Below are 26,623 nucleotides of genomic sequence, written 5' to 3' on the forward strand. Positions count from 1 at the left end.
GGCTTTCAGCGAAGGTGTCGGAGGATCACCCCGGCCACGCCCGCCATCCCGGTGCGATACGGGTGGTAGGCCGCCGCGGCGAGCAGTTTCGTGTGCTGCCCGTTGATCCAGGCGGCGCCGTTCTTCGCGCAGGCGTCGTGCCCGGCCGACGGACCGAAGGTGTCCACGAAGGTCGCCTTGCCGTCGGCCGCGACGGCCTTCTCGATCGCCGAATTCAACGCCTTCTCGACATCGTTGAGCCATGCGTAGTCGCCCTCGGCGAACGGCAGGATCTTCGGGCAGTAGCCGCGTTCCGGCGCGATCCGCGGGTAGCCGACGACGAGCACGTCGGCGCGCGGCGAGCGGGCGTGGATCCCGGCCAGCACCTTCTCGACGTTCTTGCCGGTGTCGGCGATCTTGGCCTTGATGGTGTCGACGCCGCCGACGGTGAACCGGTCCTGGCACGGGTTCCCGGTGGGGTCGCTCGCGCGCAGTGACGGGCAGGTGCCGACCAGCGTGCCGAAGACGCCGTAGTCGTTGCCGCCGATCCCGACCGTGACCAGGTCGGTGTTCGCGCGCAGGGCGCTGAACTGGGGCGGGTTGCTGCCGAGGGTGACGCTCTGCCGCTGCGTCATGTTGGTGGTGTCGGCGCCGCCGCAGCTGATGTCGGTGAAGGAACGGACCCGCAGCGCCGCGGCGAGGATCGACGGATAGTTCTGCGTCGACTTGCCGCAGAAGAGCGGGTCGAGGCGGGGGAGCGGGATGAGCGGTCCGGAGGTGTAGGAATCACCCAGCGCGACGTAATTCCGGTAGGACCGCGTGGCGGCGGTGGCCGCCGTGGCGGAGGCGATCAGCAGGACGACGGTCGAGACGGCCGCGAACAGGACACGTCTGTAGCGCATGAGGACCCCGATCTCCGGACTGGATGGCCTCTCAAAAATGAACCGGATCCGCTCCCGTCGGCGCCGCCGATCGGGTGGTCGGGCGCCGGTTTCACCCGCTTGGGGTGTCACATCGGGTGATCGTCTCCCGGCCGCCGGTAGACGAGGAGATAGCGGAAGAAGAGCAGGTTCCGGACCTTGCTCCCCGGCAGCAGGCGGTCCGCGTCGCGCCGGATCCGGTTCATCGGCGGGTAGGTCTCCACGATCGGCGCCGTCGGCAGCGGATCGACCCCGCCGTTGAGCCGCTCGCCCGCGTACACGACCACCCTGGCCAGCGCGTTGACCGGGGACGCCACGAGCGCTCGCGCGTAGTCGGCGAACGTGCTGGGCCTGCCGAGGCCGAGCACGGCCAGCACACCGCCCGGGACCAGCGCGTCACGCAGCTTCGTGACCGTGTCGAACGGCACGTGGTGGAGCGACGCGAGGCAGGAGATGAAGTCGTACGCCTCCTCCGGCAGCTTCTCGGCGACCACGTCGGCCTGCCGGTACGAGATCGTGCCCGGCCCCGGCGAACCGGCGGCGCGGGCGAGCTCGATCATCGGGCCGGACCGGTCGATCGCCTCGACGTGCATCCCGGTCGCCGCGAGCCGCCGCGCGAACCGCCCGCCGCCGCAGCCCACGTCCAGCGCCACGCCGGGGCCGGGAGGAAGCTGGTCGAGCAGGAGCGGGTGGTAGTGGTCGTTGTGGTTGAACCCCATGCGTCGAGAGTGCCAGGAAAAGCCGCACGTAGACTCGGTCCGACAGGTAGCAAGGCTAAGAGGAGAGTTCGTGCCGCGAGGTGACGGCCGGGATTCCGAAGATTTCAGGGAATCCCCGGACCTGGCAGATCTGGACAGTTTCGCCGGTGTCGACGAATTGGGGGCCCGCGCCCACGATCCGTCCGACGACACCGACCCGGATCTGGACGCACCCGACGCCGCGTACCAGGCGGGCGGCGGTTCACGGGGCGGTATCGGCGGGATCGGGCAGCTGGGGGACAACCTCGCGCTCGGCCCCGTGCCGGACCTCGTCGCCCCCGAGGACGTGGAGCTGCACGAACTGGACGACCAGGGCGACGAGTTCGCCCCGGCCGACCCGAACGGGCAGCAGGCGCGCCGCGAACTGCTCGCCGTCGAGGCCGAGCTGAACCAGCGCTGGCCCGAGACCAAGATCGAGCCGTCCCTCGCCCGGATCGCGGCCCTGGTCAACCTCATGGGTGAACCGCACCGCGGCTACCCGGTGCTGCACGTCGCGGGGACCAACGGCAAGGGCTCGACCACCCGGATGATCGACGCGCTGCTGACCCGGATGGGCCTGCGCGTCGGCCGGTACACGAGCCCGCACCTGCAGCTGGTCACCGAACGGATCGCGCTCGACGGCGCCCCCATCTCCGCCGCCGCGTACGTCGATCTGTATCGCGACGTCGCGCCGTACGTGACCATGGTGGACAACGCGGGCGGGCCCGACGCGGTACCGATGAGCAAGTTCGAGGTGCTCACCGGGATGGCGTTCGCGGCCTTCGCCGACGCGCCCGTCGAAGCCGCGGTCATCGAGACCGGGCTCGGCGGCTCCTGGGACGCCACCAACGTCGTCGACGGTGAAGTCGCCGTCATCACCCCGATCGGCGTCGACCACGTCGAGTACTTCGGCGGCTCTCCGGCCAAGGCCGCGGTGGAGAAGGCCGGGATCATCAAGCCCGGCAGCGTCGCGGTCATCGCCGAGCAAGAGCCCGAAGTGCAGAAGATCCTGCTGGAACGCGCCGTCGAGGTCGACGCGAGCGTCGCCCGCGCCGGCAGCGAGTTCGGCGTGCTGGAGCGCGAGGTCGCCGTCGGCGGGCAGATGCTGAAGCTGCAGGGCCTCGGCGGGGTGTACGACGAGATCTTCCTGCCGCTGCACGGTGCGCACCAGGCCGCCAACGCCGCGCTCGCGCTGGCCGCCGTCGAAGCGTTCTTCGGTGCGGGCAAGGACAAGCAACTGGTCATCGAGGCCGTCCGCGAGGCCTTCGCCGAGGTCGAAACCCCGGGAAGGCTGGAGCGCGTGCGCGCCGCACCGACCGTGCTGCTCGACGCCGCCCACAACCCGCACGGCGCCAAGGCGCTCGCGACCACCGTCGCCGAGGAGTTCGCCTTCCGCCGTCTCGTCGCCGTGGTCGGCGTGATGGCGGAGAAGGACGCCCGCGGCATCCTGGACGCGCTCGAACCGGTGGTGTCCGAGATCGTCGTCACCAAGAACTCGTCTCCGCGCGCGATGCCGCTCGACGAGCTCAACGACATCGCCATCTCGATCTTCGGTGAAGACCGGGTCGTGGCCGAGCCCAGCCTGGACGCCGCGATCGAGACCGCCATCGGCCTCGTCGAGCAGAGCGACGACCCCGAAGAGCCGCTGGCGGGCGGCGGTGTGCTGGTCACCGGCTCGGTCGTCACCGCGGGTGAGGCGAGGACCCTGTTCGGTAAGGAGCCGGCGTGACCGACGAAACCCCGAAGCCGCCCGCCAAGGACCCGATGAAGTCCTTCCGCGGTGTGATGGCGGGCTCGCTGATCATGGAGGGCATCACCGTCGCGCTCGCGCTGCCGGTGGTGGCGAAACTCGGCGGCGGTGTCGGCTCGTTCACCGGCTGGTCGGTGATCGTCATCGCGGTCGCGCTGATCGTGCTGTGCGGTTTCCTGAAGAAGCCGTGGGCGGTGCCCGCGGTGCTGGTGTTGCAGGTCGCGCTGATCGCCTTCTTCGTCGCGCTGCCCGCCGTCGCGATCCTCGGGGTGATCTTCCTCGGGATCTGGCTGTGGCTCCTGTGGCTGCGCCGCGATGTGGCGCGGCGGATGGCGGCCGGGACACTGCCCAGCCAGCAACAGCAACCTCAGTAGGTTCTCCGGGCCCCCAGGTCAACGGCGTATCTCGCGTGATCAACGGCGTATCTCACGTGATCAGAGGCGTAACTCACGTGTCTGGAGACCGCACTCGGGTGTGCGGGGTCCGATCACGCGAGTTACGCCTCCAAGCACGCGAGTTACGTCTTCAAGCACGCGAGTTACGTCTCCGATCACGCGAGTTCCGCGCGTGATCACGTGCCTAGCGCAGCCTCACCACCCGTAGCTCCGGTGACCTCGCGATGTCCGCGGCGCAGAAGCGTCCCCGCACCCAGCCGCCCCGCGAGTACAGCCGCGTTTGGTCGGCGAAATGCGGTGACGTGACGTCGGTCGACTGCGAGTAGGTCATGATCGTCGAGACGTCCGGGCAGGCGGCCTTGCCACTGAACCCGACCACCTGCACGTAGCTGGATCCGTGCCCGACCTCGTGATTGCCCTTGGCCGGGTCCCACTGTGCGGTGATCACGTTGAGCACGCCCAAGTCGCCCGGCCCGCCGTGGATCGGGATCCTCTGCCCGGCCCTGGTCACCGTCTGATGGTCGCCGAGCCTGCCGTCGACCGGGATGCCGTTGGCGCGGAACTCCGCGAGCGTGTCACCGAAGGCCTTCCGCACGTCGGGGTTCCCGGTCGCGAGGGTGTTCGGCGTGGTGACCGGCCGGTTCGGGTCGAACGGGACCTGCCAGATGCCCCGCAGCCCGCCGATTCGGTCCACGAACCGCTCGAAGAACAGCGCGCCGCGGCTGTCGAGCCGGAACGTGCGGTCCCAGGAGGCCAGTGTCGCGCAGGCGTTGCCGACGGGCACCGGCCCCGACGAGGACGGAGCCTGGCCGCCGGGGAAGGCCGCGCACATCTTCGCCGTGTCGGCGGCCGCGAGCTCGGCCGTGCGGCTTCGGTCGCGGTACAGCATGTCCTTCATCGACGACGGCGTGAATCCCTTGCCCGCCAAGCCCTCTTCGGTGGCGATCAGCGCTTCCCGCGTCCGGTCCGACCGCTGGGTGCCGGTCGAGCCGACGATCCGGGGGAGTGGCGCGATCGGTGCGCGGGCGTTGGAAAGCCAGGCGCTGTCGTTGGCGTTGAGTTCGTAGTCGCGTCGCTGCTGCAGTGGCAGCCGGGACGGCGCGAACAGGCCGGGCTCCAGGGAACCCGGGTCGGAACCCCAGTCGCACGACGACTTCGAACCGTCCAAAATGGAGAGTCCGGTGCCGGGGAAGAGTGCCCGGCCCAGCGCGGTCCCGCAGTCGGCCGCCCGCTCGTCGGTGACGTGCGGGACGACCTGGATGTCGCTGTACAGCGCGTTCCCGGCCCTGTCCGTGGCGATGGTGTTGACCCACGGGACGCCTTGGGTGCGCGCGAGCGCGTTGGCGACGTCCGTGGTGCCGCGTGCTCCGGCCAGTTCGAACCAGGTGTTGAGGCCGCGCAGGTTGCCGGCGTTCCCGTCTCGCAGCGCGTGCGCCGACTTCGCCGTCCACGGCGTGGGCACGCCGAACGCCGAACCGAGGACCTGGCCGTACCGTGTCCCGTAGAAGGTGCGGGCGACCTGCCGTCGCTCGCCGTTCGGCTCGCGGACCTCGACCTTCACCTCCTGTGCGGTCATCTTCTCCGGTTTCCCGTCGACCAGGTACGTCGTCGGGTCGCCGGGTGCCAGCGGTACTTCGAAGAGGCCGAACGTGATCGCCGTCGACACCGTATGCGTCCAGGCGACGTCGGCGTTGTGGCCGATCTGCGGGATCGGGAGCCCCAGCAGGCTTCCGCCCGCGACGTCGAACCGGCCGGGAATGGTCAGCTGCGCCTGCCAGAACCGGCGCCCGCCCTGCCACGGATAGTGCGGGTTCCCGAGCAGCAGGCCGCCGCCGGACTTCGTCCCGTCCCCGCCGACGGCGATGCCGTTGCTGCCGAGTTCGCCGGTCTTCATGGTCTTCCGGAGCCCGTCGGCGATTTTCGGCGCCGACTCCGGCCCCGCGGCGGGGACGTCCTTTGTGGACGGAAGCTGGGTCCGGATGAGGTCGGAGGCGAGCAAGCCCTGCCCGGCGACCGACGTTACGGCGTAGAAGTGCCGGTAGAAATCGAGTTCGGTGATGGGCCGGACCCAGTCCGCGCCGCGGCAGACCGGATCGGTGATGCCCTGGATGCCGGTCTGTTTCAGGTACGCGTTGTAACCCGCGACGTAGCCGGCCGCCAGCTCCCGCACCTCTGTCCGCGGGCCGTGAGGCGCGGGCCGGGCGAGCAGCCGCTCGACCACGCCCGAGTCGTTGATCCGCTGGAAGTGCAGATCGCTGTCGAGGTTGTTCTCCGCCTCGCTCATCGCCGGGTTGCCCTGGCCGCCCGCACCGAGGTACGCGGACCGCCGCGCGGACACCGTCAGATAGGTGTTCGCGAGTTCGCAGATGTTGTCCTTGGCCGCGGCGAACCCGTAGCCGTAGCCGAGCCCGTCGAAGTCCTTCGCCGCGATATGCGGGATGCCGTACTCGGTGTACCGGATCACCGCCCGCGACCGGCCGAGCTCGTCCGCCGACGAGACCCCCGTCGTAACACTCGACACGGCCAAGGCCGCCGTGAGCAGCACGAGACCGCGCTGGAATCTTCGCATCGTTCCCCCATCCGGATCGACCATCCCCGTGATCGAAAGTACCGGCGCCGACACGGGGAGGCATCGACCGAACGGTTGAGCCGGCTACCGCCCGTTCGTTCATCACCAGGTCAACCGCCGTTGGCCCACCGGCCGTGACCACGGGATAGAACCGCGCCATGACCGCAACCCACCACAACCGCCGCACGCTGCTCAAAGCCGGCCTCACCGGAGCCGGAGCCGTCGCGGGCGGCTTGCTCTTGCCAGGGGCCGCGAACGCCGTCCCGCTCCTCCGCCGCGACCGCCCGGTGCTCACCCACGGTGTCCAGTCCGGCGACGTCACCACCGGTTCCGGCATCGTCTGGTCGCGCGCCGACCGGACGTCGCGGCTGATCGTGGAGGTTTCCCGGGATCCGTCGTTCAGGCACACGCGCGTCGTGCGTGGCCCGGTGATGAGCCCGGAGACCGGCGGCACCGGCAAGGTCCGCGTGGCCGGTCTCATGCCGGGGACCGAGGTCCACTACCGCGTCACCGCCGAAGACCTCGACGGCCGCACCCGCAGCGAGGCCGTCACCGGCCGCTTCGCCACCGCCCCGGTCGGCCGCTCGGACGTCCGGCTGCTGTGGTCCGGCGACGTCGCCGGGCAGAACTGGGGCATCAACCCCGAACGCGGCGGCATGACCATCTACCGCGCGATGGCCGACCGCCGTCCCGATCTGTTCCTCCATTGTGGAGACACGGTCTACGCCGACGGGCCGCTCACCGAGACCGTCGCGCTGCCCGGCGGGCGCGTGTGGCGCAACATCGTCACCCCGGAGAAGGCGAAGGTCGCCGAGACGCTCGACGAGTACCGCGGCCAGTTCGCCTACAACCTGCTCGACGAAAACCTCAAGCGCTTCACCGCGAACGTTCCCGCCTACGTTCAGTGGGACGACCACGAAGTCGTGAACAACTGGTACCCCGGTGAGATCCTCAACGACCGCCCCGAATACACCGAAAAGCGCGTCGACGTGCTCGCCGCCCGCGCGTTCCAGGCGTTCCACGAATGGCACCCGATCGACCGCCGCCAGGCCGTCGACGGCCGCGTGTACCGCAACTTCCGGCACGGTTCCCGCGCCGAGATCTTCGTGCTGGACATGCGGACCTACAAGGACGCCAACACCTCGGACCAGACCAAACCGGGCAACGTCCTCGGCGACCGTCAGGCCCGCTGGCTCGTCGACGCGCTCGACCGCAGCACGGCCACCTGGAAGATCGTCCAGGCCGACCTCCCGATCGGGCTCACCGTCCCGGACGGCAAGGCCATCGAGGGTGTCGCCAACGGCCTGCCCGGCGCGCCCGGCGGCCGCGAGACCGAACTCGCCTGGGTACTGCGGGAGATCTCGCGGCGCCGGGTGCGCAACGTCGTCTGGCTGACCGCCGACGTGCACTACACCGCGGCGCACCACTACTCGCCGGATCGCGCGTCGTTCACCGATTTCGACCCGTTCTGGGAGTTCGTCTCCGGCCCGCTCAACGCCGGCGCGTTCGGCCCGAACACCCTCGACCCGACCTTCGGGCCGGAAGCGGTGTTCGTGCACGCCCCGCCCGCCGCGAACACCTCGCCCGCCGACGGTTTCCAGCACTTCGGCGAGGTGAACATCGACGGCCGGAGCGGCGTGCTCACGGTCGACCTGAGGGACGCTACGGGCGCTTCGCTGTGGTCGAAGACCCTGCGGCCCCAACGCTGAGCAGTTCGGTCAGCACCGAGATGCTGCGATCGCCGTACCCGGCCTCGACGGCCCGCCGGACGAGGTCGTGCATCGGCAGCTGCCACGCGACGTCGACGCCTTCCTCGGCCAGCCCGAGGTCGGCGGCGGCGCCGGCGTGGAAGATGTCCACCGAGGACGCGGGATCCGAGTAGTCGCCGCTGTCGATTTCCTTGGTGAACACCGGAAGCACCGAGATGATCATCTCGAACCACTTGGTGGCGTAGGGCAGGAGCGTCTCGGCCACGAGCCCGCGCGACCGCAGCGCGGCGGCACCCTGGAAGAACCCGACCAGCGCGGGCAACAGGGTGCCGCCGACAGCCGTTTCGTACAGCGCCGCCAGATCGGTGTCCTCGCCGAGGTGGACGGTGTCGCCGCCGAGGACCCGCAACGTCTCCAGGTGCTCGTCGAAAACGGTCTTGTCGCCGCCGTAGTACAGCAGCGTGTCCGGCGCTCCCACAGCCGACGGCACGTTCTTGATCGCCCCGTCGAGGTATCGCGCGCCGTGCTCTTTCGCCCATTCGGCCATCCGGCGCGCCTCCGCCGGTGAGCCGCTGTTCAAGGTCACCAAAGCGCGTCCGGCCAGGGAAACGGGTTCCAAGGCCGCGCGCGTGCTTTCGTAGGTGGTCAGGCAGGCGATGGTCAACGGGCTCGCCCGCACCGCGTCCCCGGCCGTCGCGGCCAGGATCGCTCCCCGCGCGACCAGCGGCTCGGCCTTCGAGGCCGTCCTGTTCCACACGGTTGTCGGATGCCCGGCCGCCAGGAAGGCGTCCGCCAGGGCCGAACCCATCGAACCGAGGCCCACGACGGTCACCGGCGTCTTCGGCATTTTTCGCTCCAGTCCAAGGAAATCTTCGGGATGACTCCATGCTGGGCGGTCGCGTACATTCGATCAAGTACCTACTATTTCGCCAGGTACTGACATAAAGGTATGTGAAGCGATGACCAAGAACCGCACGTTCACCTGCGGCCTCGACGCCGCGATAGCCGTCGTGGGCGGCAAATGGAAAGGGCTCATCCTGTTCGCGCTCCAGGACGGGCCGCTGCGTTTCGGGGAGCTGCGGCGCGCGGTGCCCGGGATCAGCGAGCGGGTGCTGATCCTGCAACTGCGCGAGATGGAGACCACCGGACTGCTGCATCGCGAGGTGTACCACCAGGTTCCGCCGAAGGTGGAGTATTCGCTGACGGAGTTCGGGGATTCCCTCAACACCGCGATGGCCGCGCTCGGGGAGTGGGGCGAGGAGCACCTCGAACGGATCGAGGCCATTCCCTGGTCCGAAGTGAAGTGAGCGGCGAAGCACCCAGTAGGCTCCGGGCGAATAGCACGAATCCCACCCAAGGAGTAATACCGCCGTGACTGAACGCACGCTGGTCCTCGTCAAGCCCGATGGCGTCGCGCGCGGCCTCGTCGGCGAGGTCATCGCTCGCATCGAGCGCAAGGGCCTGAAGCTCGCCGCCCTCGAACTGCGCACCGTCGAGCGCTCGGTCGCCGAGGAGCACTACGCCGAGCACAAGGAGCGCCCGTTCTTCGGCGACCTCCTCGAGTTCATCACCTCGGGCCCGCTGGTCGCGATCGCCGTCGAGGGCCCGCGCGCCATCGCCGCGTTCCGTCAGCTCGCCGGCGGCACCGACCCGGTCGAGAAGGCCACCCCGGGCACGCTGCGCGGCGACTTCGCGCTGGAGACCCAGTACAACCTGGTGCACGGTTCGGACTCGCCGGAGTCGGCCGAGCGCGAGCTCAAGCTCTGGTTCCCCGAGGTCTGACAGAATCGTGGACGGCGCGGGAGCGCCGCGCCGTCCACGAACCTGGGGAGCCACGATGACACCGGACGAGTACCTGGAGCGCTTGCGGGAGCTCACCACCGGTTTCGCCCGGGTCGCGAGCACCGGGGACCACGCCGCGCCCGTGCCGTGCTGCGGCGAGTGGCGCCTGCGTGACCTGGTCGTCCACCTCGGCAACGTCCACCGCTGGGCGGCCGGGATCGTGCGCACCGGCGAGCCCGCCTCGCAGGATCTCGACGCCGAACCGGGCGGGGATCTCGCCCCCTGGTACCGCGAAAGCGCGGACGAGCTCATCGAGGCGCTGAGCGAGGCAGCTCCTCAGGACGGCGCCTGGAACTTCACCGCCGCCGCCAAGACCAAGTCCTTCTGGTTCCGCCGCCAGGTCCACGAGACCGCGGTGCACCTGCTCGACGCGCACCGCGCGGCAGGGACCGAATACACCCTGGACCCGGCCCTCGCCGCCGACGGCGTGGACGAGGTCCTTCTCGGCATGCTGCCGAAGGTGAAGCGCTGGCACACCCCGCCGGCGGTCACCGTTCCGTTGCTGCTGAAGACATCCGACACCGGACACGCCTGGTTGATCACACCGCCGGGTGAGACCGACGTCCCCGGCTCGCGGCAGGCGGACCCCGCCGAAGCGGCCGGCGCCGTCGTCGAAGGGCCCGCGGAGGAGCTGGATCTGCTGCTGTGGCAACGGATCGAGCTCGCCGCTTCGGGTATCAAGATCACCGGTGACGTCGAGGCGGCCGAGACCTTCCTCGCCGGGCCCATGACGCCCTGACCTTCGCGCCCTACGCCGTTCGGTTCACGTTCACCTCGGGGTCTTCTCCTGGCGGCTCGCGTCCGCTGTGCTGAGCGATGCTGCCTATCACTCGATCGTGGGGTAATTCGTGAGAAATTCACGCCTGTTGCTGCTCGCTGCCCTGCTGCCCGGATTGTTCGTCGCCCCACCGGCGCACGCCGATCCCTTGGCCGCTCCGCTCGGTCCGGCGCCCGTCGAAGCCGCCCCCGCGGCGTCCTCGGCGAAGGAGGGCCCCTCCGCGTACGCCGTGGCGGCGCCCGACGACGGTCTCGTCACCACCAGCGCGACTTCGCGCGTGGCGCCGGGCCTGAGCCTGACCGAGTTCGACCGGTACGACCCGGCGGGCTGGATCCGCGGCGACACCCTCGCCGTCGACCTCACCAGCAAGACGCTCAAGCCGACCTACCTCAGCCCTGGCACGGTTTCCGCGCGGACACCGCTTTCGCAGCAGGTGTCCAGGGCCGGCGCGGTCGCCGGCGTGAACGGGGACTTCTTCGACATCAACGCCAGCGGAGCGCCGATCGGCGTCGGCATCGACGCCGGGAACCTCCAGACGGCGCCCGCGCGCGGCCACAACCTGACCGCGTCGATCACCGAAGAAGGCAAGGCGCGGCTCGCGGAGGTCTTCCTCGACGCGTCGGTCACCCTGCCCGACGGCCGGGTCGTGCCCGCGTCGAACTTCAACAGCCCCGTGCTGAGCGGTGACGCGATCGGCGTCTACACGCCGCTGTGGGGCGCGTCCTCGCGGCGGACCTCGGTCGCGGGCGCGCGGCGTGTCGTCGAGATCGAGGTCTCAGACGGCGTCGTCACACAGGTGCGGCCGCAGCCCGCGGACGGCCCGATCGCGGCCGGTGCGACGGTCCTGCTCGCCCGTGACGGTGGCGTGGAGACGTTGTCCGGCTTGAAGACCGGCGACCGGGTGGGTGTCACGTACGCGCCGAAGAGTGACGCGGGCAAGCTCTCCGTCTCGATCGGCGGCAACAAGGTCCTGCTGCGGGACGGCGCGGTGCAGCCGGTCGACAACGTCGCGATGCACCCGCGGACCGCGGTCGGGTTCTCGGCCGACGGCACGAAGATGTGGCTGGCGACGGTCGACGGCCGCCAAGCCGACAGCCGCGGCATGACGGAACTGGAACTCGCCCGGCACATGAAGTCGCTCGGCGCGGACGACGCCCTCAACCTCGACGGTGGCGGCTCGTCGACCATGCTCGCCCGTGAAGAAGGGGAGAAGGCGCCATTGGTCCGCAACTCGCCGTCGGACGGCGGGGAACGCTTGGTGCCCAACGGGATCGGCGTCGCGACCACGCCGGGAAGCGGGCGCCTGACCGGATTCGCGCCCCGTCCAGTGCAGGACACCGCCGACGCGACGCGCGTGCTTTCCGGGCTGACGCGGAAACTCGCCGCCGGGGGCCACGACGAGACCGGCGCCGCCGTCGACTCCCACGTCCAGTGGCTCAGCACGAATCCGTTGCGCGGCACCGTGACCGGCGGCGTGTTCACCGCGCACGCCGACCGGCTCCGGCCGGACGCGCCCGCGAACGTCGACGTCCTGGCGAAGCGCGGCGGTGTCATGGGCAAGGCCACGCTGAACGTCCTCGGTTCGCCGGTCAGTCTGGGCACGAGCACCGAACAGGTCGCGCTGTCCGGTGAAGGCGCGAAGAGCACGTTCAAGGTGTTCGGCTACGACGCCGACGGTTACGGCACGTGGATCGAGCCCGACGACGTCAAACTCGATTACGACCCCACGGTGGTGAAGATCGAACCGTCCGGTGACGGGTTCGCGGTCACGGCGCTCAAGGCGTCGGGCGCTTCGGCGATCACCGCCACCGCAGGCGGGAAGGTGACGCATCTGGCGGCTTCCGTCGGCACGGAATCCCGCGTGGCGTCCCCACTGGACGGCCCGGCGGGCTGGTCCGCCAGCGTCTTCCCGGCCGTCGTCGGTGCCGCGCTTTCCGAGGCACCCGGCCGGGACGGTGGACGCGGTCTCGCGCTGGACTACCGGCTGAACGGGACCAACGCCACGCGTGCGGCGTACGTGAACTCGGCGGCACCGATCGCGCTGCCGCCCGGCACCCAGCGTGTCGGCCTGTGGGTCAACGGCGACGCGAAGGGCGCTTGGCTTCGAGCGGAACTCCGTGACGCCGCCAATGTCCCGTCCGTCGTGGATCTTTCGCTGAGCGTCGACTGGACGGGCTGGCGGTACGTGCGCGCGGCCATCCCCGCCGGGCTCCCCGACGGGCAGCGGCTGACGAAGTTCTATGCCGTCGAGAACGTCCCGGCCCAGCAGTACGAAGGACGGCTGGTCTTCGACGACCTCACCTTCGAGGTCGCGCCCGCGGCCGCCGTTCCCGCCGACCCGGCACCGCGCGACCCGGCGTTGATCACCGACGGCGCCGCGACCGGCGGCCTGCGGATCGCCGTGGTCAGCGACGCGCAGTTCACCGCGGACCAGCCTGACGGGCCGCTGGTCGCTCAAGCCCGTCGCGCGCTGCGCGAGGCGGTGGCGGCGAAACCGGATCTCGTGCTGATCAACGGCGACTTCGTCGACCGCGGTACGGCGGCCGATTTCGTGCTGGCTCGCTCGATCATCGATGAGGAACTCGTCGGCAAGGCGCCGTGGTACTACGTGCCGGGCAACCACGAAGCCGACGGCGGGCACGGGCTCGCGGAGTTCCAGGCGGCGTTCGGGGAGACCCATCGCGTCGCCGATATCGCCGGGATCCGGCTGGTGCTGATGGATTCCTCGCGCGGTTCGCTGCGCGCGGGCGGGTTCGACCAGATCCGGATGCTGCGCGAGGCGCTCGACGGCGCGAAGGCGGACAGGCGGATCCGCGGCGTGGTCGTCGCGATGCATCATCCGGTGAAGGACCCCAGCCCGACCGGGAATTCGCAGCTGGCCGACCGCAAGGAGGCCGCCATGCTGACCGGCTGGCTGACCGCCTTCGAACGCGAGTCTGGCAAGCAGGCGGCCGCGATCGCCTCGCACGCGGGCGTTTTCAATCTCTCGCGGGTCGATGGCGTGCCGTATCTGGTGAACGGGAACTCTGGGAAGTCGCCCGCGGCGGCGCCGGGTGACGGCGGGTTCGTCGGCTGGACGATGGTCCGGTTCGAGCCGGGGGACAAGGCGCAGCCGGTGCGGTTCGAGACGCGGCCGAACGTCGACACGCTGACGGTGTCCGGGCCCTCGTCGCTGGCACGCGGGGAGAAGGCGGACGTCCGGGCCGTGGTGACGCAGGGAGCGCGTCAGGTGCCGGTGTCGTACCCGGTCAGCGCGGACTGGAAGGGCGGCTGGGGCACGCACATCGCCGGCGGATTCCTGCCCGCGATGCCGTGGGACGTCGCTTCGTTCGACCCGGCGACCGGGGTGCTGACCGCGCTGCGGCCGGGGACGGCGAACCTTTCGGTCACCGTCAACGGGGTGACGAAGAGCCTCTCGGTCACCGTCCGCTGAACGACCTCGTGAGTGGTAAGGACGGTTAGAACCGTCCTTACCACTCACGAGAGGCCGCTTTCGCAACCTTCGGCCGCGGCCGAGCTCATGACCGCCCGGCGCCCCTGTCGCGAAAGCCACTTTCGCGACGTCTGATGTCCCGAAAGTGGCTTTCGCGACACCACCCGAGCGCGCCCACGAGGTCAGGCGGCTTCGTGCTCCTCCTCGACCGACCCCGGCAGCGCCGGACCCCGCGGCGGGATCGCTTCGGCGTCGGCCGGATCCACCTTCCGCACAGAACCGTCGGCAGCGGACTGCGCGATCGCGAGCATCGACGCCAGCGCGTCCTGGATCTGCTGCTGTTCCCGCTCCGGGATGAGGCTCAGCTCGATCAGCACGCTGCCGTTGCCGAGCAGCCCGTACCCGTTGCGCGCGATGCCCTGGTAGTCACCGCCGGGATACTGCGAGACATAGCCGCCGTTGCCGTCGATCGACCGCTGCACCACGACCGCGATCTGCTTCGCGAAGTCCACATCGGACGGTTTGACGCCCGGATGCGTCGGCCACATCGTCGAAGCCGTGATCTCCTTACCGTTCGCGTCCCGGTAACGGCCCTGCATGTGGTAGTCGACCATGATGTCCGGCTTGAACGACGCGTTCCGCCGCTGGATCAGGCCCGCCTCGGTGGCCGGGTTGTCCTTCGGCGCCACTGCCGGGTCGTGGTAGCGGTTGATGTCGTACCCCTTGCCCTTCTCACCGTATTCGGGAGTGGCGTCCGGGTCGTAGTTGTAGCGCCAGTCGCGCTCGTGCCCGTCCGGGTTGGCGCGCACGACGATGTCGACGGTCACCTTCGCGAGCAGCTTCTGCGCCCACGGGCTGTGCCCGACCCCGACCTTGCGCAGGAACTCGAGCGCGGCGGGGGTGCCGAGCGGCTCGTCGCCATGCTGCTGGGTGACGTACTGGATCCGCGTCTTGCCGTGGCCGACCCTGGCCGCCCACACCGGACGGCCTTCGTTGCTGCGGCCGATCTTGTCCACCCTGATCTTGCCGTGGCTGAGCGCCGCCAGCTTGTGCAGTTCGAAGGCCAGCTTGGCGGTGGACGGCCGCGGGTCCACAGTGGCCGCACCGGTCTCCGCCGCCTGGGCGGCAGGCGCCACCAGGAGCCCGGCGCTGACAAAAACGGACAACAGGGCGATTCTGGGCTTGAGACTCATGGACGGTGAGTATCGACGAGCGGGCAACGGCCGACAAGGGGCCGGATAAACCGGTCGAATTTTGTCGGTGGCAGGTCCTAGGGTGCCTACCGTGGGTGACTCAGAGCACGAACCGGCGATGGTGCAGGCGAAGGCGTTGGTCAAGCGGTTCGGCGATTTCGAGGCCGTCCGCGGGATCGACGTCGAGGTCCGCCCGGGGGAGGCGTTCGGCTTCCTCGGGCCCAACGGCGCGGGCAAGTCCTCCACCATGCGCATGATCGCGAGCGTCTCCCCGCGCACCGACGGCGACCTGCGGGTCCTCGGCATGGATCCGGACGTCGAAGGGCCGAAGATCCGCGCCCGGCTCGGGGTGGTGCCGCAGCAGGACAACCTGGACACCGAGCTCACCGTCCGGCAGAACCTGCAGATCTACGGCCGCTACTTCGGGCTCTCCCGGTCGCACGTGCGGAGCAAGGCCGAGGAGCTGATGGAGTTCGCCCAGCTCACCGACCGGGCGAACGCGGAGGTCGATTCGCTCTCCGGCGGGATGAAGCGGCGGCTGACCATCGCGCGGTCCCTGGTCAACGACCCGGAGCTGCTCCTGCTCGACGAGCCGACCACGGGGCTCGATCCGCAGGCCCGTCACCTGTTGTGGGACAGGCTGTTCCGGCTCAAGGCCGGTGGGACCACGCTCATCATCACCACGCACTACATGGACGAGGCGGAACAGCTCTGCGACAGGCTGGTCGTGATGGACAACGGCCGGATCGCCGCCGAAGGCTCGCCCGCGGATCTGATCAGCCGGTACTCCACCCGAGAGGTCGTGGAGCTGCGCTTCCCGAACGGCGAGCAGGAGGCGGCCGCGAAGCGGATCGAGGGCCTCGCCGAACGCGTCGAGGTCCTGCCGGACCGCGTCCTGCTCTACACGATGACCGGCGAGGCCACCCTCGAACAAGCGCACGCGCGCGGCCTGCGACCTCTGTCGAGCCTGGTCCGCCGCAGTTCGCTGGAGGACGTCTTCCTCCGCCTCACCGGCCGGACGCTGGTGGACTGATGACCACTGCGCGGACGAAGGCGTCGACGGGCCGCGTGGTCTCGCGCTGGGCGGGAGCCTGGCTGCGGGTCGAGGGCCATTGGATGTGGTACCGCCGGTACTGGGTGTCCACTTTGTACTCGACGGGCCTGCAGCCGGTGCTCTTCCTTGCCGCGATGGGGCTCGGGTTCGGTTCGCAGGTCCAGGCCGGTGCGGCCACGGGCGGGTTCTCGTACCTGGAGTACGTCGCTCCCGCGCTGCTCGTGGCGGGTGCCGCGCAGCTGGCGGTGGGGGAGTCGAGTTACCCGGTGCTGTCCGGGTTCAAATGGCAGCAGGATTACATCGCCGTCACCGCCACGCCGATCACGCCGGGTCAGGTGCTCGGCAGCCAGATCATGTGGGTGAGCCTGCGGCTGACCCTGGCGGGCGTGATCTACGCCGTCATCGCGGCGCTCTTCGGATCCTGGACGAGTTTCGGCGTGCCGGCCGTCATCCTGATCGGGACGCTCACCGGGATCGCGTGCGGCACCCCGGTGATGGCGCTCGCCGCGACCACCTACGACGAGGGCACCCGGTTCGGCCTGGTGTTCCGGTTCGTCCTGATCCCGATGACGTTGTTCTCCGGCACGTTCTTCCCGATCACCGAGCTGCCCGCCCCGCTGATGTGGATCGCCTGGATCTCCCCGCTGTGGCACGGCAACGAGGCGGCGAGGGCGGTCAGCCTCGGCACCGTCGGCCCGCTCGCCACGCTGGGCCACCTCGCCTTCCTGGTCGTGCTGGCCGGGGCGGGCTGGGCGCTGGCGCACAAGTACTTCTACCGACGGCTGGTGGTCTGAAATGGCGGTGCTCACCGAAGCCCCGCGCCGCGGGGTGCTGCTGCGCATCCTGCCGTCCGCGCTGTACAGCGGCCGGTCGACGGCGGTGCTGGAGCGCACCTTCCTGACGTACTCGCACGCCTGGATGCTGTTCGTGTCCGGCGTCTTCGAGCCGCTGTTCTATCTGATGGCCTTCCAGCTCGGCTTCGGCAAGCTCGTGGGCGAGGTCGTCGGGCCCGGCGGGCAGGCGATGAGTTACGTCGCCTTCGTCGCGCCCGGCCTGCTCGCGGCGTCGGCGATGAACGGCGCGATCCTCGACTCGACGTACAACCTGTTCTTCAAGCTGAAGTACGCCAAGCTGTACGACGCCATGCTCGCCACCCCGATCGGGCCGCTGGACATCGCGCTCGGCGAGGTCGGCTGGTCGGTGCTGCGCGGCGGGATCTACTCGGCGACCTTCCTCGGCGTGATGACCGTGATGGGGCTGCCCGGCTCGTGGTGGGCCCTGCTGATGATCCCGGCGGCGCTGCTGATCGCGATGGCGTTCTCGGCCATCGGCATCGTGCTGGTGACCTTCCTGCGGTCGGTGTCGCAGTTCGACTACATCAACCTCGTGCTGATGCCGCTGTTCCTGTTCTCCACGACGTTCTACCCGCTTTCGGTGTACCCGGCAGGGATCCAGTGGATCGTGCAGGTCTTCCCGCTGTACCACGGCATCGAGCTGATGCGCGGGCTCTCGGCGGGCGTCCTGTCGTGGGGCATGGTCGGCAACGTCGCGTACCTGGTGGTGCTGGCGGCGGTCGGGATCTACGCGTCCTCGAAGCGGTTCGGCAAGCTGCTTCTGCGCTGACCGGTCAGCGGGCCGGGTTCGCGCCCGTGCGCCGCGGCGCCACCGCGGCCAGCGCGTCGACCAGGCCATGTCCGTAGAAGCCGTTGAACCCCGCGTACCCGGTGCAGTACGCGTCCTGCGAGCCGTCACCGGTCAGGTCGTAGTCGGCGGGGCACGCGATCGGGGTGGCCTGGGCGTCCAGCGTCCGCCTCAGCTGGCGGGCGCTGTAGCCGGGGTGCTTCGAAGCGAGCAACGCGGCGACACCGGCGACGTGCGGCGCCGCCATCGACGTCCCGCACAGCGGCGCGTATCCGCCGGGGACGGTCGAGAGCACGCATCGCCCGGCCTCGCCGCCGGGAGCGGTCACGTCGATCACGCCAAGCCCGTACGAGCTGTAGCCGGCCTTGACCCGCTCCTCGCTCACGGACGACACGGCGACGACGTCACGCAGACCCGCGGGCAGCGCCTGGCAACCTTCGGAGCCGGACTTGGCGCCCGAGCGCGGCGACGGCACCAGCTCGGCGGCCTCGTTGGTCGCCGCCGCGACGGTGAGGGTGCCCGCCGAGGTCGCGTACTCGACGGCGCGGGCCATGACCTCGTTCACCACGCCCCGTTCGTCGTTGTGGGCGCACGAAAGCGACCACGGGTCGACGAAGTAGCTGCTGTTCGTCACCGTCATGCCCTGTGAGGCGGCCCACATCAGCCCACAGACGGCGGCTTCGGGGTCGGCGTACCCACGATCGTCGATCACCTTCACCGAGGCGATCCGGACCCCGGGCGCCACCCCGGTGACGCCTTTGCCGTCGTCGGCCGCGGCGATGATCCCCGCGACATGGGTGCCGTGCACCGAGGTCGTCGCGGCCCAGTTGCGGTCGGGCACGCCGGTCAGGCAGCCCGCGGACTTCTCGGGGTCGAGAGCGCTCGCCAGTTCGGGATGAGCGGGGTCGACACCGGAGTCGAGCACGCCGACGACGACGTCCCGGCTGCCCGGTTCGATCGCGTGGGCCTTGTCGGCACCGATCGCGCGCATGTCCCATTGCTCGCCGGTGCGGTCGGCGGAGGGGACCTTCGCCGGGTCCGTCGGCTGGACTTCGGCGCGAGCGGGCGCGGACCTGGCCGGTGACGTGCCGTTGGCCCGCTGCACCGCCAGCCGTTCCGCCTGCGCGCTGAACGCGGCGGCGGGCCGGACCAGTTCGGCGAAGGCGGGGTCGGCCGAGGTCGCCACGGCCACCGCGATCTGCGGATAGTAGGTCGTCGTGCTGCCGCAGCCGTCCGAGATGGCGGTCTTGGCCTCGGCCTCGGAGGTGCCCTTCTCGAAGGCGACGACGTAACGCAGGGCCCGTCCCTGGGGATGACACGAGGGCGCCGCCTCGGCCGTCGTCACGGCGGCGACCGAACCGCAGAGCACCACGAAGGCGCACACGGCCGCTCGCAGGGACCGCCCCAGCAGGGACACCGGACCTCCCACCGGAGAACATCGGACGACGAGGGCGCCGAGGCCTACGCTTCAGTACCCCCGAGCGGCACGCTAGCCACCCTCGGCCGGGTCGACAAGCTCTTCCGCGAAGTTCGCTCGGCCGGTGGCCGCGGCGCGCCCGGGAGCCAGCTCTGTGGCACCGAGTACACCGGAGTGGGGCCGGTGTGTGGGATACTCGCGGTGGCCGCTGGCCGACGGGCCCACGTGAGAGGTGGCGCTCGCGGTCTCGTGGCCCGGTGGTGTGCTGCACATCCTCCACACGCGTCGCCGCTGCATGCGGCTCGACGACGTGGCGGGCGGCCCGATGTCGCGAACGTGGCCAGCGCTCCGCCGAGCAGACCTTCAGCCGTACGCGGCGCCCGGACAACCCCGGCGCCGTCGCGGTGCCGGGCAAGGATTCCCGCTGCTGGTGACCACCACGGCGGAACGAACAGAAAGGGGCCCCTGCGCGGCCGCGTCGAGCCGGTGTGAGCCAGCCGACGCGCCCGGGGGCGGAGGAGATATATGTCGAACGCGGACACACCCGCCGTCACCGGCGGGAATACCGCCACACCCATCGCAAGCCAGCTGGGCGAACTGCCTCCCCGGATCCGGGTGCACGCGCTGGCGAAGCTGCTGGGATCCAACAGCCGTGAACTGATGGCCAAGCTCGGTGAGCTCGGCGAAACCGTCCGGAGCGCGCAGTCCAGCGTCACCCGTGAGGTGGCGCACAAGCTCGCCGAAGCCCTCGCCGGAGGCGACGAGCCCGAGACCGCCGAGGCCGCCCCTGCCGCCGAAGCACCCGTCGCCGAGACCCCGGCGGCTCCCGAGCCGAAGCCCGAAGCCGAGCCGGAGGCCGCTCCGCAGGCGGAGGCCCCTTCGCGGCGTGTTCCGCCCGCGCTCGCCGCTCCGGTGACGCCGGAGCCGCCGCAGGCGACGACCAAGCCCGCGAAGGCCTCCGTGCACGTCCCGGTGTTCGCCGCGCCGTCGCCGGTGTTCCTGCCGCCGGAGCCCGTCGCGGCGAAGCCCGCCCGCAAGCCGGAGCCCGCCTTCACCCCGACCGAGGAAGCCGCCTCCGACGAAGACGAGACGCAGACCGAGCAGGCCGAAGGCCACGGCACCGACGAGGACGGTGACGACGCCAACAGCCGTCGCCGCCGTCGTCGTGGACGCCGTGGTCGCGGCCGGGGCAAGGGCGGCGACGAGGGCTCGGCCGACTCCGAGAACGAAGACGAGCAGCCCGAAGAGTCGCGAGCCCCTCGCAATCGTCAGCAGCGCGCGAAGGACAAGGACGCCGAGACCGAAGAGGCCGCGGCAGAGTCCGCCGAAGAGGCGTCCGCCGAGGCCGATTCGGACAACGAAGGCGATTCGGACGGCGGCAGCAAGCGCCGCCGTCGCCGCCGCCGTCGCAAGGGCGGGGACGACGACAACGCCGAGGCCACCAGCGACGACCCGCCCAACACGGTCGTCCACGTGCGCCAGGCCAAGGCCGCCGAGACCGAGCGTCCCGCGCGGGACGAGGTCCGCAGCGTGCGCGGCTCGACCCGGCTCGAGGCCAAGCGCCAGCGCCGCCGGGACGGCCGCGAGGCCGGCCGTCGCCGTGCGCCGATCCTGTCCGAGGCCGAGTTCCTCGCCCGCCGCGAGTCGGTCGAGCGCACCATGGTCGTCGCCGAGAAGGGCGACTCCACGCAGATCGGCGTGCTCGAGGACGGCGTCCTGTGCGAGCACTTCGTGACCTCGTCCGGCACCGGCTCCATCGTCGGCAACGTGTACCTCGGCCGCGTGCAGAACGTGCTGCCGTCGATGGAGGCCGCCTTCATCGACATCGGCCGCGGCCGCAACGCCGTGCTCTACGCCGGTGAGGTCGACTGGGACGCTGCCGGTCTCGAGGGCAAGGCCCGCAAGATCGAGCAGGCGCTCTCCACCGGCGACTCCGTGCTGGTGCAGGTCACCAAGGACCCGGTCGGGCACAAGGGCGCCCGGCTGACCACGCAGATCTCGCTGCCGGGCCGCTTCCTGGTCTACGTGCCCGCCGGCGGCGCCACCGGCATCTCCCGGAAGCTCCCGGAGAACGAGCGCCGCCGCCTAAAGGACATCCTCAAGCGCATCGTCCCCGAGGACGCCGGTGTGATCATCCGCACCGCGTCCGAGGGCATCAGCGAGGAGGAGCTGGACCGCGACGTCCGCCGCCTCAAGGCGCAGTGGGACGTCATCAAGGAGAAGGCCGAAGCCGGCAACGGCGGCAAGAAGAACAGCGTCCCGGTCATGCTCTACGAAGAGCCGGACCTGCTGGTCAAGGTCGTGCGCGACCTGTTCACCGAGGACTTCGCCAAGCTGGAGATCCAGGGCGACAAGGCCTGGGACACCATCTACAACTACGTCCAGCACGTGGCGCCGGACCTGGCGGATCGCGTCAAGCGGTACACGGGCACCGGTTCGGCCTTCGCCGACCACCGGATCGACGAACAGATCACCAAGGCGCTGGACCGCAAGGTCTGGCTGCCCTCGGGCGGTTACCTCGTCATCGACCGCACCGAAGCGATGACGGTCATCGACGTCAACACCGGCAAGTTCACCGGATCGGGTGGCAACCTCGAAGAGACGGTGACCAGGAACAACCTGGAGTCGGCGGAGGAGATCGTCCGCCAGCTCCGGCTCCGGGACATCGGCGGCATCATCGTCATCGACTTCATCGACATGGTGCTCGAATCCAACCGCGAGCTCGTGCTGCGACGGCTGACCGAATGCCTCGGCCGCGACCGCACGCGTCACCAGGTCGCCGAGGTCACCTCGCTCGGCCTGGTGCAGATGACCCGCAAGAAGATCGGCACCGGGCTGCTCGAGGCGTTCTCGACGCCGTGTGAGCACTGCAAGGGCCGCGGCGTGGTCGTCTCGACCGAGCCGCAGCGCACCGGTGGCGGCGGCAACGGCCACAACCACGGCGGCACCGGCGGTGGTGGCGGCAAGGAGCAGGGCTCCCGCCGGTCCCGCGGCCGGGGCAAGGGCGAGGACCAGGGCCAGAACGAGCCCGCCGCGGCCAAGGCCGAGGTGCCTCCGGCACCCGCTCAGCGCGAGTCGGTGGTGTCGGCGGTCCAGGCCGTGGCCAACGCCACCTTGGCGGCCAAGGGCGAGCACTCGCACGAGGCCACCGAGAACGCTGAGAACGCCGAGGGCGGCGCGCTCAACGGCCACGCCCCTCAGGCGGCCGAGCAGCCCGCTGAACCGGTCTCGGAGCCCGTTGCCGACGCGACCGTCGAACAGGCGGCCGAGGCGGCCGCTGAGCCGGTTCCGGAGGCGGTCGCCGAGGCGCCCGCGACCGAACTCGCCGGTGAGCCCGTGACGACTTCGGACGACGAGGCTCCGGCCGTGCGCGAGGAAGAGATCGCCGTGGTCGCGGAATCGGGCCCCGAACCCGAAGCACCCGAGGTTCCGGTGACTGCTGAGACTGTTGTGACGGAAGAGGTTTCCGCGCCCGAGGCCCCGGCGGCCCAGGACGAGACCGAACCCGAGGTGGACGTCCCGGCCCCGGCCGTGCGCTCCACCACCCGCCGTCGTCCGCGACGGGCGGCCTCGCGGCCGGCCGGTCCGCCGGTCAAGGCGTCGGAAAAGAGCTAGTGAACACCTAGGGGCACCCCGGTGTGATCGCACCGGGGAGCCCCACGTAACCTGTAGAACGGCCCGCCACCTAGAGCGGGCACCTTGCGCAGCATCCGGACCACCGAAACTTGGGTGGGCCGATCACGCAAGCCCCCACCCGTTGTCGAGTAAGCAGGAGACTTCCGTGTCGGCGTACGCGATCGTCAAGACTGGCGGCAAGCAGTACAAGGTGGCCGTCGGCGACGTCGTCGAGGTCGAGAAGCTCGAAGGCGAGCCGGGAACCGAGCACACCTTCCCCGCAGTCCTTTTCGTGGACGGTGGCGACGTCACCACGGACGCCGACGCGCTGGCGAAGGTCTCGGTCACCGGCAAGGTCGTCGAGCAGACCAAGGGTCCGAAGATCCGGATCCACAAGTTCAAGAACAAGACCGGCTACCACAAGCGCCAGGGTCACCGGCAGAAGCTGACCCGCGTCGAGGTCACCGGCATCTCCAAGTAGGACTTTCTCCGGATCTTCGTCAGAAAGAGGATTGAGCCATGGCTCACAAGAAGGGTGCGTCCAGCTCCCGCAACGGTCGCGATTCGAACGCGCAGCGACTGGGCGTCAAGCGCTACGGCGGCCAGGAAGTCAACGCGGGCGAGATCCTGATCCGCCAGCGTGGCACCAAGTTCCACCCCGGTGTGAACGTCGGCCGTGGCGGCGACGACACGCTGTTCGCGCTGGCCGCCGGTGCGGTCCAGTTCGGCGAGAAGCGTGGCCGCAAGACGGTCAACATCGTGCCGACCGAAGCCTGAGTTCCGGCTTCGAGTTAGAACCTCTGACGAGGGGTGGGGCCGGAATATCCGGGCCCACCCCTCGTTTGTTTTGTGTATCCCCTTTTTTTCGCGAGTGAATAGAGGCAAGTCATGGCGTCCCGGTTCGTGGACCGAGCGGTGATCCATCTGGCCGCCGGTGACGGTGGGAACGGCTGCGCCTCGGTGCACCGCGAGAAGTTCAAGCCCCTCGGCGGCCCGGACGGCGGCAACGGCGGCAACGGCGGCGACGTGCTGCTGGTCGTCGACGGAGGCGTCCACACGCTGCTCGACTTCCACTTCCGCCCGCACGCCCGCGCCGGCAACGGCAAGATGGGCCAGGGCGGCAACCGCGCCGGTGCGGCGGGAGAGACGCTGGAGATGCGCGTCCCGTCCGGCACCGTCGTGATGACCGAGGACGGCGAGATCCTGGCCGACCTGGTCGGCCACGGCACCACCTTCGTCGCCGCGCAGGGCGGCCGCGGCGGCCTCGGCAACGCGGCGCTGGCCTCCAAGGCCCGCCGGGCGCCCGGATTCGCGCTGCTGGGCGAGCCGGGGGAGACCCGCGACCTCGTCCTGGAGCTGCGCTCGGTCGCCGACGTCGGTCTCCTCGGCTTCCCGTCGGCCGGCAAGTCGTCGCTGATCTCGGTGCTGTCCGCGGCCAAGCCGAAGATCGCCGACTACCCGTTCACCACGCTGGTGCCGAACCTGGGCGTGATCACCGCCGGCTCGACCGTGTTCACCATGGCCGACGTCCCGGGGCTGATCCCCGGCGCGAGCGAGGGCAAAGGCCTCGGCCTCGACTTCCTGCGCCACATCGAGCGCTGCGCGGTGCTGGTGCACGTCGTCGACTGCGCCACCTTCGAGCCAGGGCGCGACCCGCTGTCCGACATCGACGCCCTCGAGGAAGAGCTCGCTCGCTACACCCCGAGCCTCGGCGGCGACCTCGCCGACCGGCCGCGCGTGGTGGTGCTGAACAAGATCGACATCCCGGACGCCGCCGAACTCGCCGAGTTCGTGCGCCCGGAGCTGGAAGCCCGCGGGCTCAGCGTGTTCGAGATCTCCGCGGCGTCGCGGCAGGGGCTGAAGGAACTGACCTACGCGCTCGCCGCCGTCGTCGAGAAGTACCGCGCCGACCAGCCCGCCCCCGAGCCGGCCAAGGTCGTGCTCCGGCCGATGGCCGTCGACGACGCGGGCTTCACCGTCGAGCACGACCCGGAGGAGGAAGGCGCGTTCATCATCCGCGGCTCCCGTCCGGAGCGGTGGATCCGCCAGACCAACTTCGGCAACGACGAAGCCGTGGGTTACCTCGCGGACCGGCTCAACCGGCTGGGCGTCGAGGAAGTACTCGCACGCAAGGGCGCCGTACCCGGCAGCCCCGTCACCATCGGCGACGTGCAGTTCGAGTGGGAGCCGTCGACCCCGGCCGGGGTCGCGGTGCACCTGTCGGGCCGGGGCACGGACGTGCGGCTGGAGAACACCAGCCGGATCGGTGCCGCCGAGCGCAAGGAAGCCCGCCGGATCCGTCGTGACGGTCCGGACGGCATCGAAGACGAAGACGAGATGGACGACGAGTGAGCTCAACCCGGGTGGCGATCGCCGACGCGAAGCGGGTGGTCGTCAAGGTCGGTTCCTCCGCGCTGACCACCGCCGGCGACGGTCTCGACGTGACCAGGCTGGACGCGCTGGTGGACGCGATCGCCGACCGGGTCTCCCGCGGCACGCAGATCGTGCTGGTTTCCTCGGGTGCGATCGGCGCGGGGCTCGCGCCGCTCTCGCTCGGCAAACGGCCGCGTGACCTCGCCACCCAGCAGGCCGCGGCCAGTGTCGGCCAGCTCGCGCTGGCGCACGCCTACGCCGAGTCGTTCGGCCGGTTCTCCCTGACGGTGGGCCAGGTTCTGCTGACGTCGGACGACGTCGTGCGCCGCGCGCACTACCGCAACGCGCAGAACACGTTCACCCGGCTGCTGGCCCTCGGCGCGGTGCCGGTGGTCAACGAGAACGACACCGTGGCCACCGAAGAGATCCGCTTCGGCGACAACGACCGGCTGGCCGCGCTGGTGGCCCACCTCATCGGCGCCGACGCGCTCATCCTGTTGTCCGATGTGGACGGTCTGTACGACGGGGATCCCCGCGACGGCGCGACCCGCAAGATCGCGGAGGTCGCCGGGGAGTCCGATGTGGACGGGATCACCGTCGGCATGTCGAGCTCCGGGCTGGGCACCGGCGGGATGGTCTCGAAGCTCGCCGCCGCCCGCACCGCCGCCGGCGCCGGGATCCCGGTCCTGCTCGCCGCCGCTTCCGAGGCCGCGCGCGCCCTGACCACCGCCGAGGTCGGCACGGCCTTCGCCGCCGCCGACTCCCGGCTGTCGGCCCGCCGGTTCTGGCTGGGCTATGCCGCGGGCGCGTCCGGGAAACTGCACCTCGACGACGGCGCGGTCGCGGCCGTCGTCCGCCGCCGCCGCTCGTTGCTGGCCGCCGGGATCACCGGCGTCGACGGTGACTTCCAGGCGGGCGACGTCGTCGACCTGGTCGATCTCCGGCAGCGGACCGTGGCGCGTGGAGTCGTGGCCTTCGACGCGGGCGAGCTTCCCGACCTCATCGGCCGCTCCAGTCACGACCTCCCGGCCGAACAACGCCGTGAGGTCGTCCACGCGGACGACCTCGTCCCGCTGCGCCGCTAGCGCACCAGGCCCGGGGCAGGACGTTCCGCGGACCTGGGCGTCGTCTCCGCGATCGCCGTCCCGGTTCGATAGGCCGCCGCATCAGGCCCTCGGCGCCGCACCAGTCGTCGCACATGCCGAACGTCGGCCGCCG

Annotated in this window: 21 protein-coding genes; 15 read left to right on the top strand and 6 right to left on the bottom strand. The window is 70.4% G+C overall.

What is annotated here, in order from left to right; all coding sequences use genetic code 11:
- Nucleotides 1-5 precede the first annotated feature (5 nt).
- Both ACZ1DY_RS11585 and ACZ1DY_RS11590 read right to left on the bottom strand, forming a co-directional pair.
- Entirely contained in the window at nt 6-881 is an 876-nt protein-coding gene (locus tag ACZ1DY_RS11585) for an SGNH/GDSL hydrolase family protein (protein WP_465484325.1), read from the bottom strand.
- Between the two features lie 107 nt (nt 882-988).
- Complete coding sequence (locus ACZ1DY_RS11590) at nt 989-1,618, bottom strand: class I SAM-dependent methyltransferase (protein WP_465484326.1); 630 nt, start codon at nt 1,616-1,618, stop codon at nt 989-991.
- Nucleotides 1,619-1,688: 70 nt separating this feature from the next.
- On the opposite strand from ACZ1DY_RS11590, the gene folC reads away from it, so the two are divergent.
- Both folC and ACZ1DY_RS11600 read left to right on the top strand, forming a co-directional pair.
- Nucleotides 1,689-3,365 (top strand): bifunctional tetrahydrofolate synthase/dihydrofolate synthase, encoded by a 1,677-nt coding sequence (gene folC / locus ACZ1DY_RS11595; RefSeq protein ID WP_126729740.1) that lies wholly within the window; start codon nt 1,689-1,691, stop codon nt 3,363-3,365.
- The gene (locus ACZ1DY_RS11600; protein WP_125694671.1) at nt 3,362-3,760 is read left to right on the top strand and encodes a DUF4233 domain-containing protein; all 399 of its coding nucleotides are present in this window, start codon (nt 3,362-3,364) and stop codon (nt 3,758-3,760) included. Before folC ends, ACZ1DY_RS11600 begins: the two co-directional genes overlap by 4 nt.
- A gap of 205 nt (nt 3,761-3,965) precedes the next feature.
- On the opposite strand, the gene ACZ1DY_RS11605 is transcribed toward ACZ1DY_RS11600, so the two are convergent.
- Nucleotides 3,966-6,350, bottom strand: a complete 2,385-nt coding sequence (locus tag ACZ1DY_RS11605) for a penicillin acylase family protein (RefSeq protein WP_465484327.1) — start codon at nt 6,348-6,350, stop codon at nt 3,966-3,968.
- 158 nt (nt 6,351-6,508) lie between these two features.
- On the opposite strand from ACZ1DY_RS11605, the gene ACZ1DY_RS11610 reads away from it, so the two are divergent.
- Nucleotides 6,509-8,059 (top strand): alkaline phosphatase D family protein, encoded by a 1,551-nt coding sequence (locus tag ACZ1DY_RS11610; protein WP_465484328.1) that lies wholly within the window; start codon nt 6,509-6,511, stop codon nt 8,057-8,059.
- Here the strand turns inward: ACZ1DY_RS11610 and ACZ1DY_RS11615 are convergent.
- Nucleotides 8,013-8,906, bottom strand: a complete 894-nt coding sequence (locus tag ACZ1DY_RS11615) for an NAD(P)-dependent oxidoreductase (RefSeq protein ID WP_465484329.1) — start codon at nt 8,904-8,906, stop codon at nt 8,013-8,015. The two genes, ACZ1DY_RS11610 and ACZ1DY_RS11615, sit on opposite strands and share 47 nt — an antisense overlap.
- Before the next feature lie 112 nt (nt 8,907-9,018).
- Between ACZ1DY_RS11615 and ACZ1DY_RS11620 the strand changes: the two genes are divergently transcribed.
- The 4 genes from ACZ1DY_RS11620 (at nt 9,019) to ACZ1DY_RS11635 (ending at nt 14,112) form a co-directional block, all read left to right on the top strand.
- A complete protein-coding gene (locus ACZ1DY_RS11620; RefSeq protein ID WP_257488306.1) occupies nt 9,019-9,366 on the top strand; it encodes a winged helix-turn-helix transcriptional regulator in 348 nt (115 codons plus the stop codon).
- A 64-nt stretch (nt 9,367-9,430) separates the two neighbouring features.
- Complete coding sequence (ndk, locus tag ACZ1DY_RS11625; protein ID WP_005158515.1) at nt 9,431-9,841, top strand: nucleoside-diphosphate kinase; 411 nt, start codon at nt 9,431-9,433, stop codon at nt 9,839-9,841.
- A gap of 55 nt (nt 9,842-9,896) precedes the next feature.
- Nucleotides 9,897-10,640 (top strand): maleylpyruvate isomerase family mycothiol-dependent enzyme, encoded by a 744-nt coding sequence (locus tag ACZ1DY_RS11630; RefSeq protein WP_465484330.1) that lies wholly within the window; start codon nt 9,897-9,899, stop codon nt 10,638-10,640.
- Between the two features lie 127 nt (nt 10,641-10,767).
- Nucleotides 10,768-14,112, top strand: coding sequence for a phosphodiester glycosidase family protein (locus tag ACZ1DY_RS11635; RefSeq protein WP_465485642.1), 3,345 nt, complete (start codon nt 10,768-10,770; stop codon nt 14,110-14,112).
- Nucleotides 14,113-14,294: 182 nt separating this feature from the next.
- Here ACZ1DY_RS11635 and ACZ1DY_RS11640 read toward each other — a convergent pair whose 3' ends face one another.
- The gene (locus ACZ1DY_RS11640; RefSeq protein ID WP_257488304.1) at nt 14,295-15,305 is read right to left on the bottom strand and encodes a M14 family zinc carboxypeptidase; all 1,011 of its coding nucleotides are present in this window, start codon (nt 15,303-15,305) and stop codon (nt 14,295-14,297) included.
- 118 nt (nt 15,306-15,423) lie between these two features.
- On the opposite strand from ACZ1DY_RS11640, the gene ACZ1DY_RS11645 reads away from it, so the two are divergent.
- Genes ACZ1DY_RS11645 through ACZ1DY_RS11655 form a run of 3 tightly spaced genes read left to right on the top strand, consistent with a single transcriptional unit; the run spans nt 15,424 to nt 17,982 of the window.
- Nucleotides 15,424-16,338 (top strand): ABC transporter ATP-binding protein, encoded by a 915-nt coding sequence (locus tag ACZ1DY_RS11645; RefSeq protein WP_046199923.1) that lies wholly within the window; start codon nt 15,424-15,426, stop codon nt 16,336-16,338.
- Nucleotides 16,338-17,153, top strand: coding sequence for an ABC transporter permease (locus ACZ1DY_RS11650; protein WP_465484331.1), 816 nt, complete (start codon nt 16,338-16,340; stop codon nt 17,151-17,153). Before ACZ1DY_RS11645 ends, ACZ1DY_RS11650 begins: the two co-directional genes overlap by 1 nt.
- Before the next feature lies 1 nt (nt 17,154).
- On the top strand, nt 17,155-17,982 hold the full coding sequence (locus tag ACZ1DY_RS11655; RefSeq protein WP_465484332.1) for an ABC transporter permease: 828 nt from the start codon (nt 17,155-17,157) through the stop codon (nt 17,980-17,982).
- Between the two features lie 4 nt (nt 17,983-17,986).
- Here ACZ1DY_RS11655 and ACZ1DY_RS11660 read toward each other — a convergent pair whose 3' ends face one another.
- Nucleotides 17,987-19,417, bottom strand: coding sequence for a S8 family peptidase (locus ACZ1DY_RS11660; RefSeq protein ID WP_465484333.1), 1,431 nt, complete (start codon nt 19,415-19,417; stop codon nt 17,987-17,989).
- A 525-nt stretch (nt 19,418-19,942) separates the two neighbouring features.
- Between ACZ1DY_RS11660 and ACZ1DY_RS11665 the strand changes: the two genes are divergently transcribed.
- From ACZ1DY_RS11665 to proB, 5 genes are all read left to right on the top strand, one after another.
- On the top strand, nt 19,943-23,032 hold the full coding sequence (locus tag ACZ1DY_RS11665; RefSeq protein ID WP_465484334.1) for a translation initiation factor IF-2 N-terminal domain-containing protein: 3,090 nt from the start codon (nt 19,943-19,945) through the stop codon (nt 23,030-23,032).
- Nucleotides 23,033-23,198: 166 nt separating this feature from the next.
- Nucleotides 23,199-23,513, top strand: coding sequence for a 50S ribosomal protein L21 (rplU, locus tag ACZ1DY_RS11670; protein ID WP_005158538.1), 315 nt, complete (start codon nt 23,199-23,201; stop codon nt 23,511-23,513).
- A gap of 38 nt (nt 23,514-23,551) precedes the next feature.
- On the top strand, nt 23,552-23,809 hold the full coding sequence (gene rpmA / locus ACZ1DY_RS11675; protein WP_007034782.1) for a 50S ribosomal protein L27: 258 nt from the start codon (nt 23,552-23,554) through the stop codon (nt 23,807-23,809).
- Nucleotides 23,810-23,920: 111 nt separating this feature from the next.
- Nucleotides 23,921-25,384, top strand: a complete 1,464-nt coding sequence (obgE, locus tag ACZ1DY_RS11680) for a GTPase ObgE (protein ID WP_465484335.1) — start codon at nt 23,921-23,923, stop codon at nt 25,382-25,384.
- A complete protein-coding gene (gene proB / locus ACZ1DY_RS11685; protein WP_340685496.1) occupies nt 25,381-26,490 on the top strand; it encodes a glutamate 5-kinase in 1,110 nt (369 codons plus the stop codon). The genes obgE and proB overlap by 4 nt, the downstream gene beginning before the upstream one ends.
- Nucleotides 26,491-26,623 lie beyond the last annotated feature (133 nt).

This window comes from Amycolatopsis sp. PSD-21, from assembly GCF_055561455.1.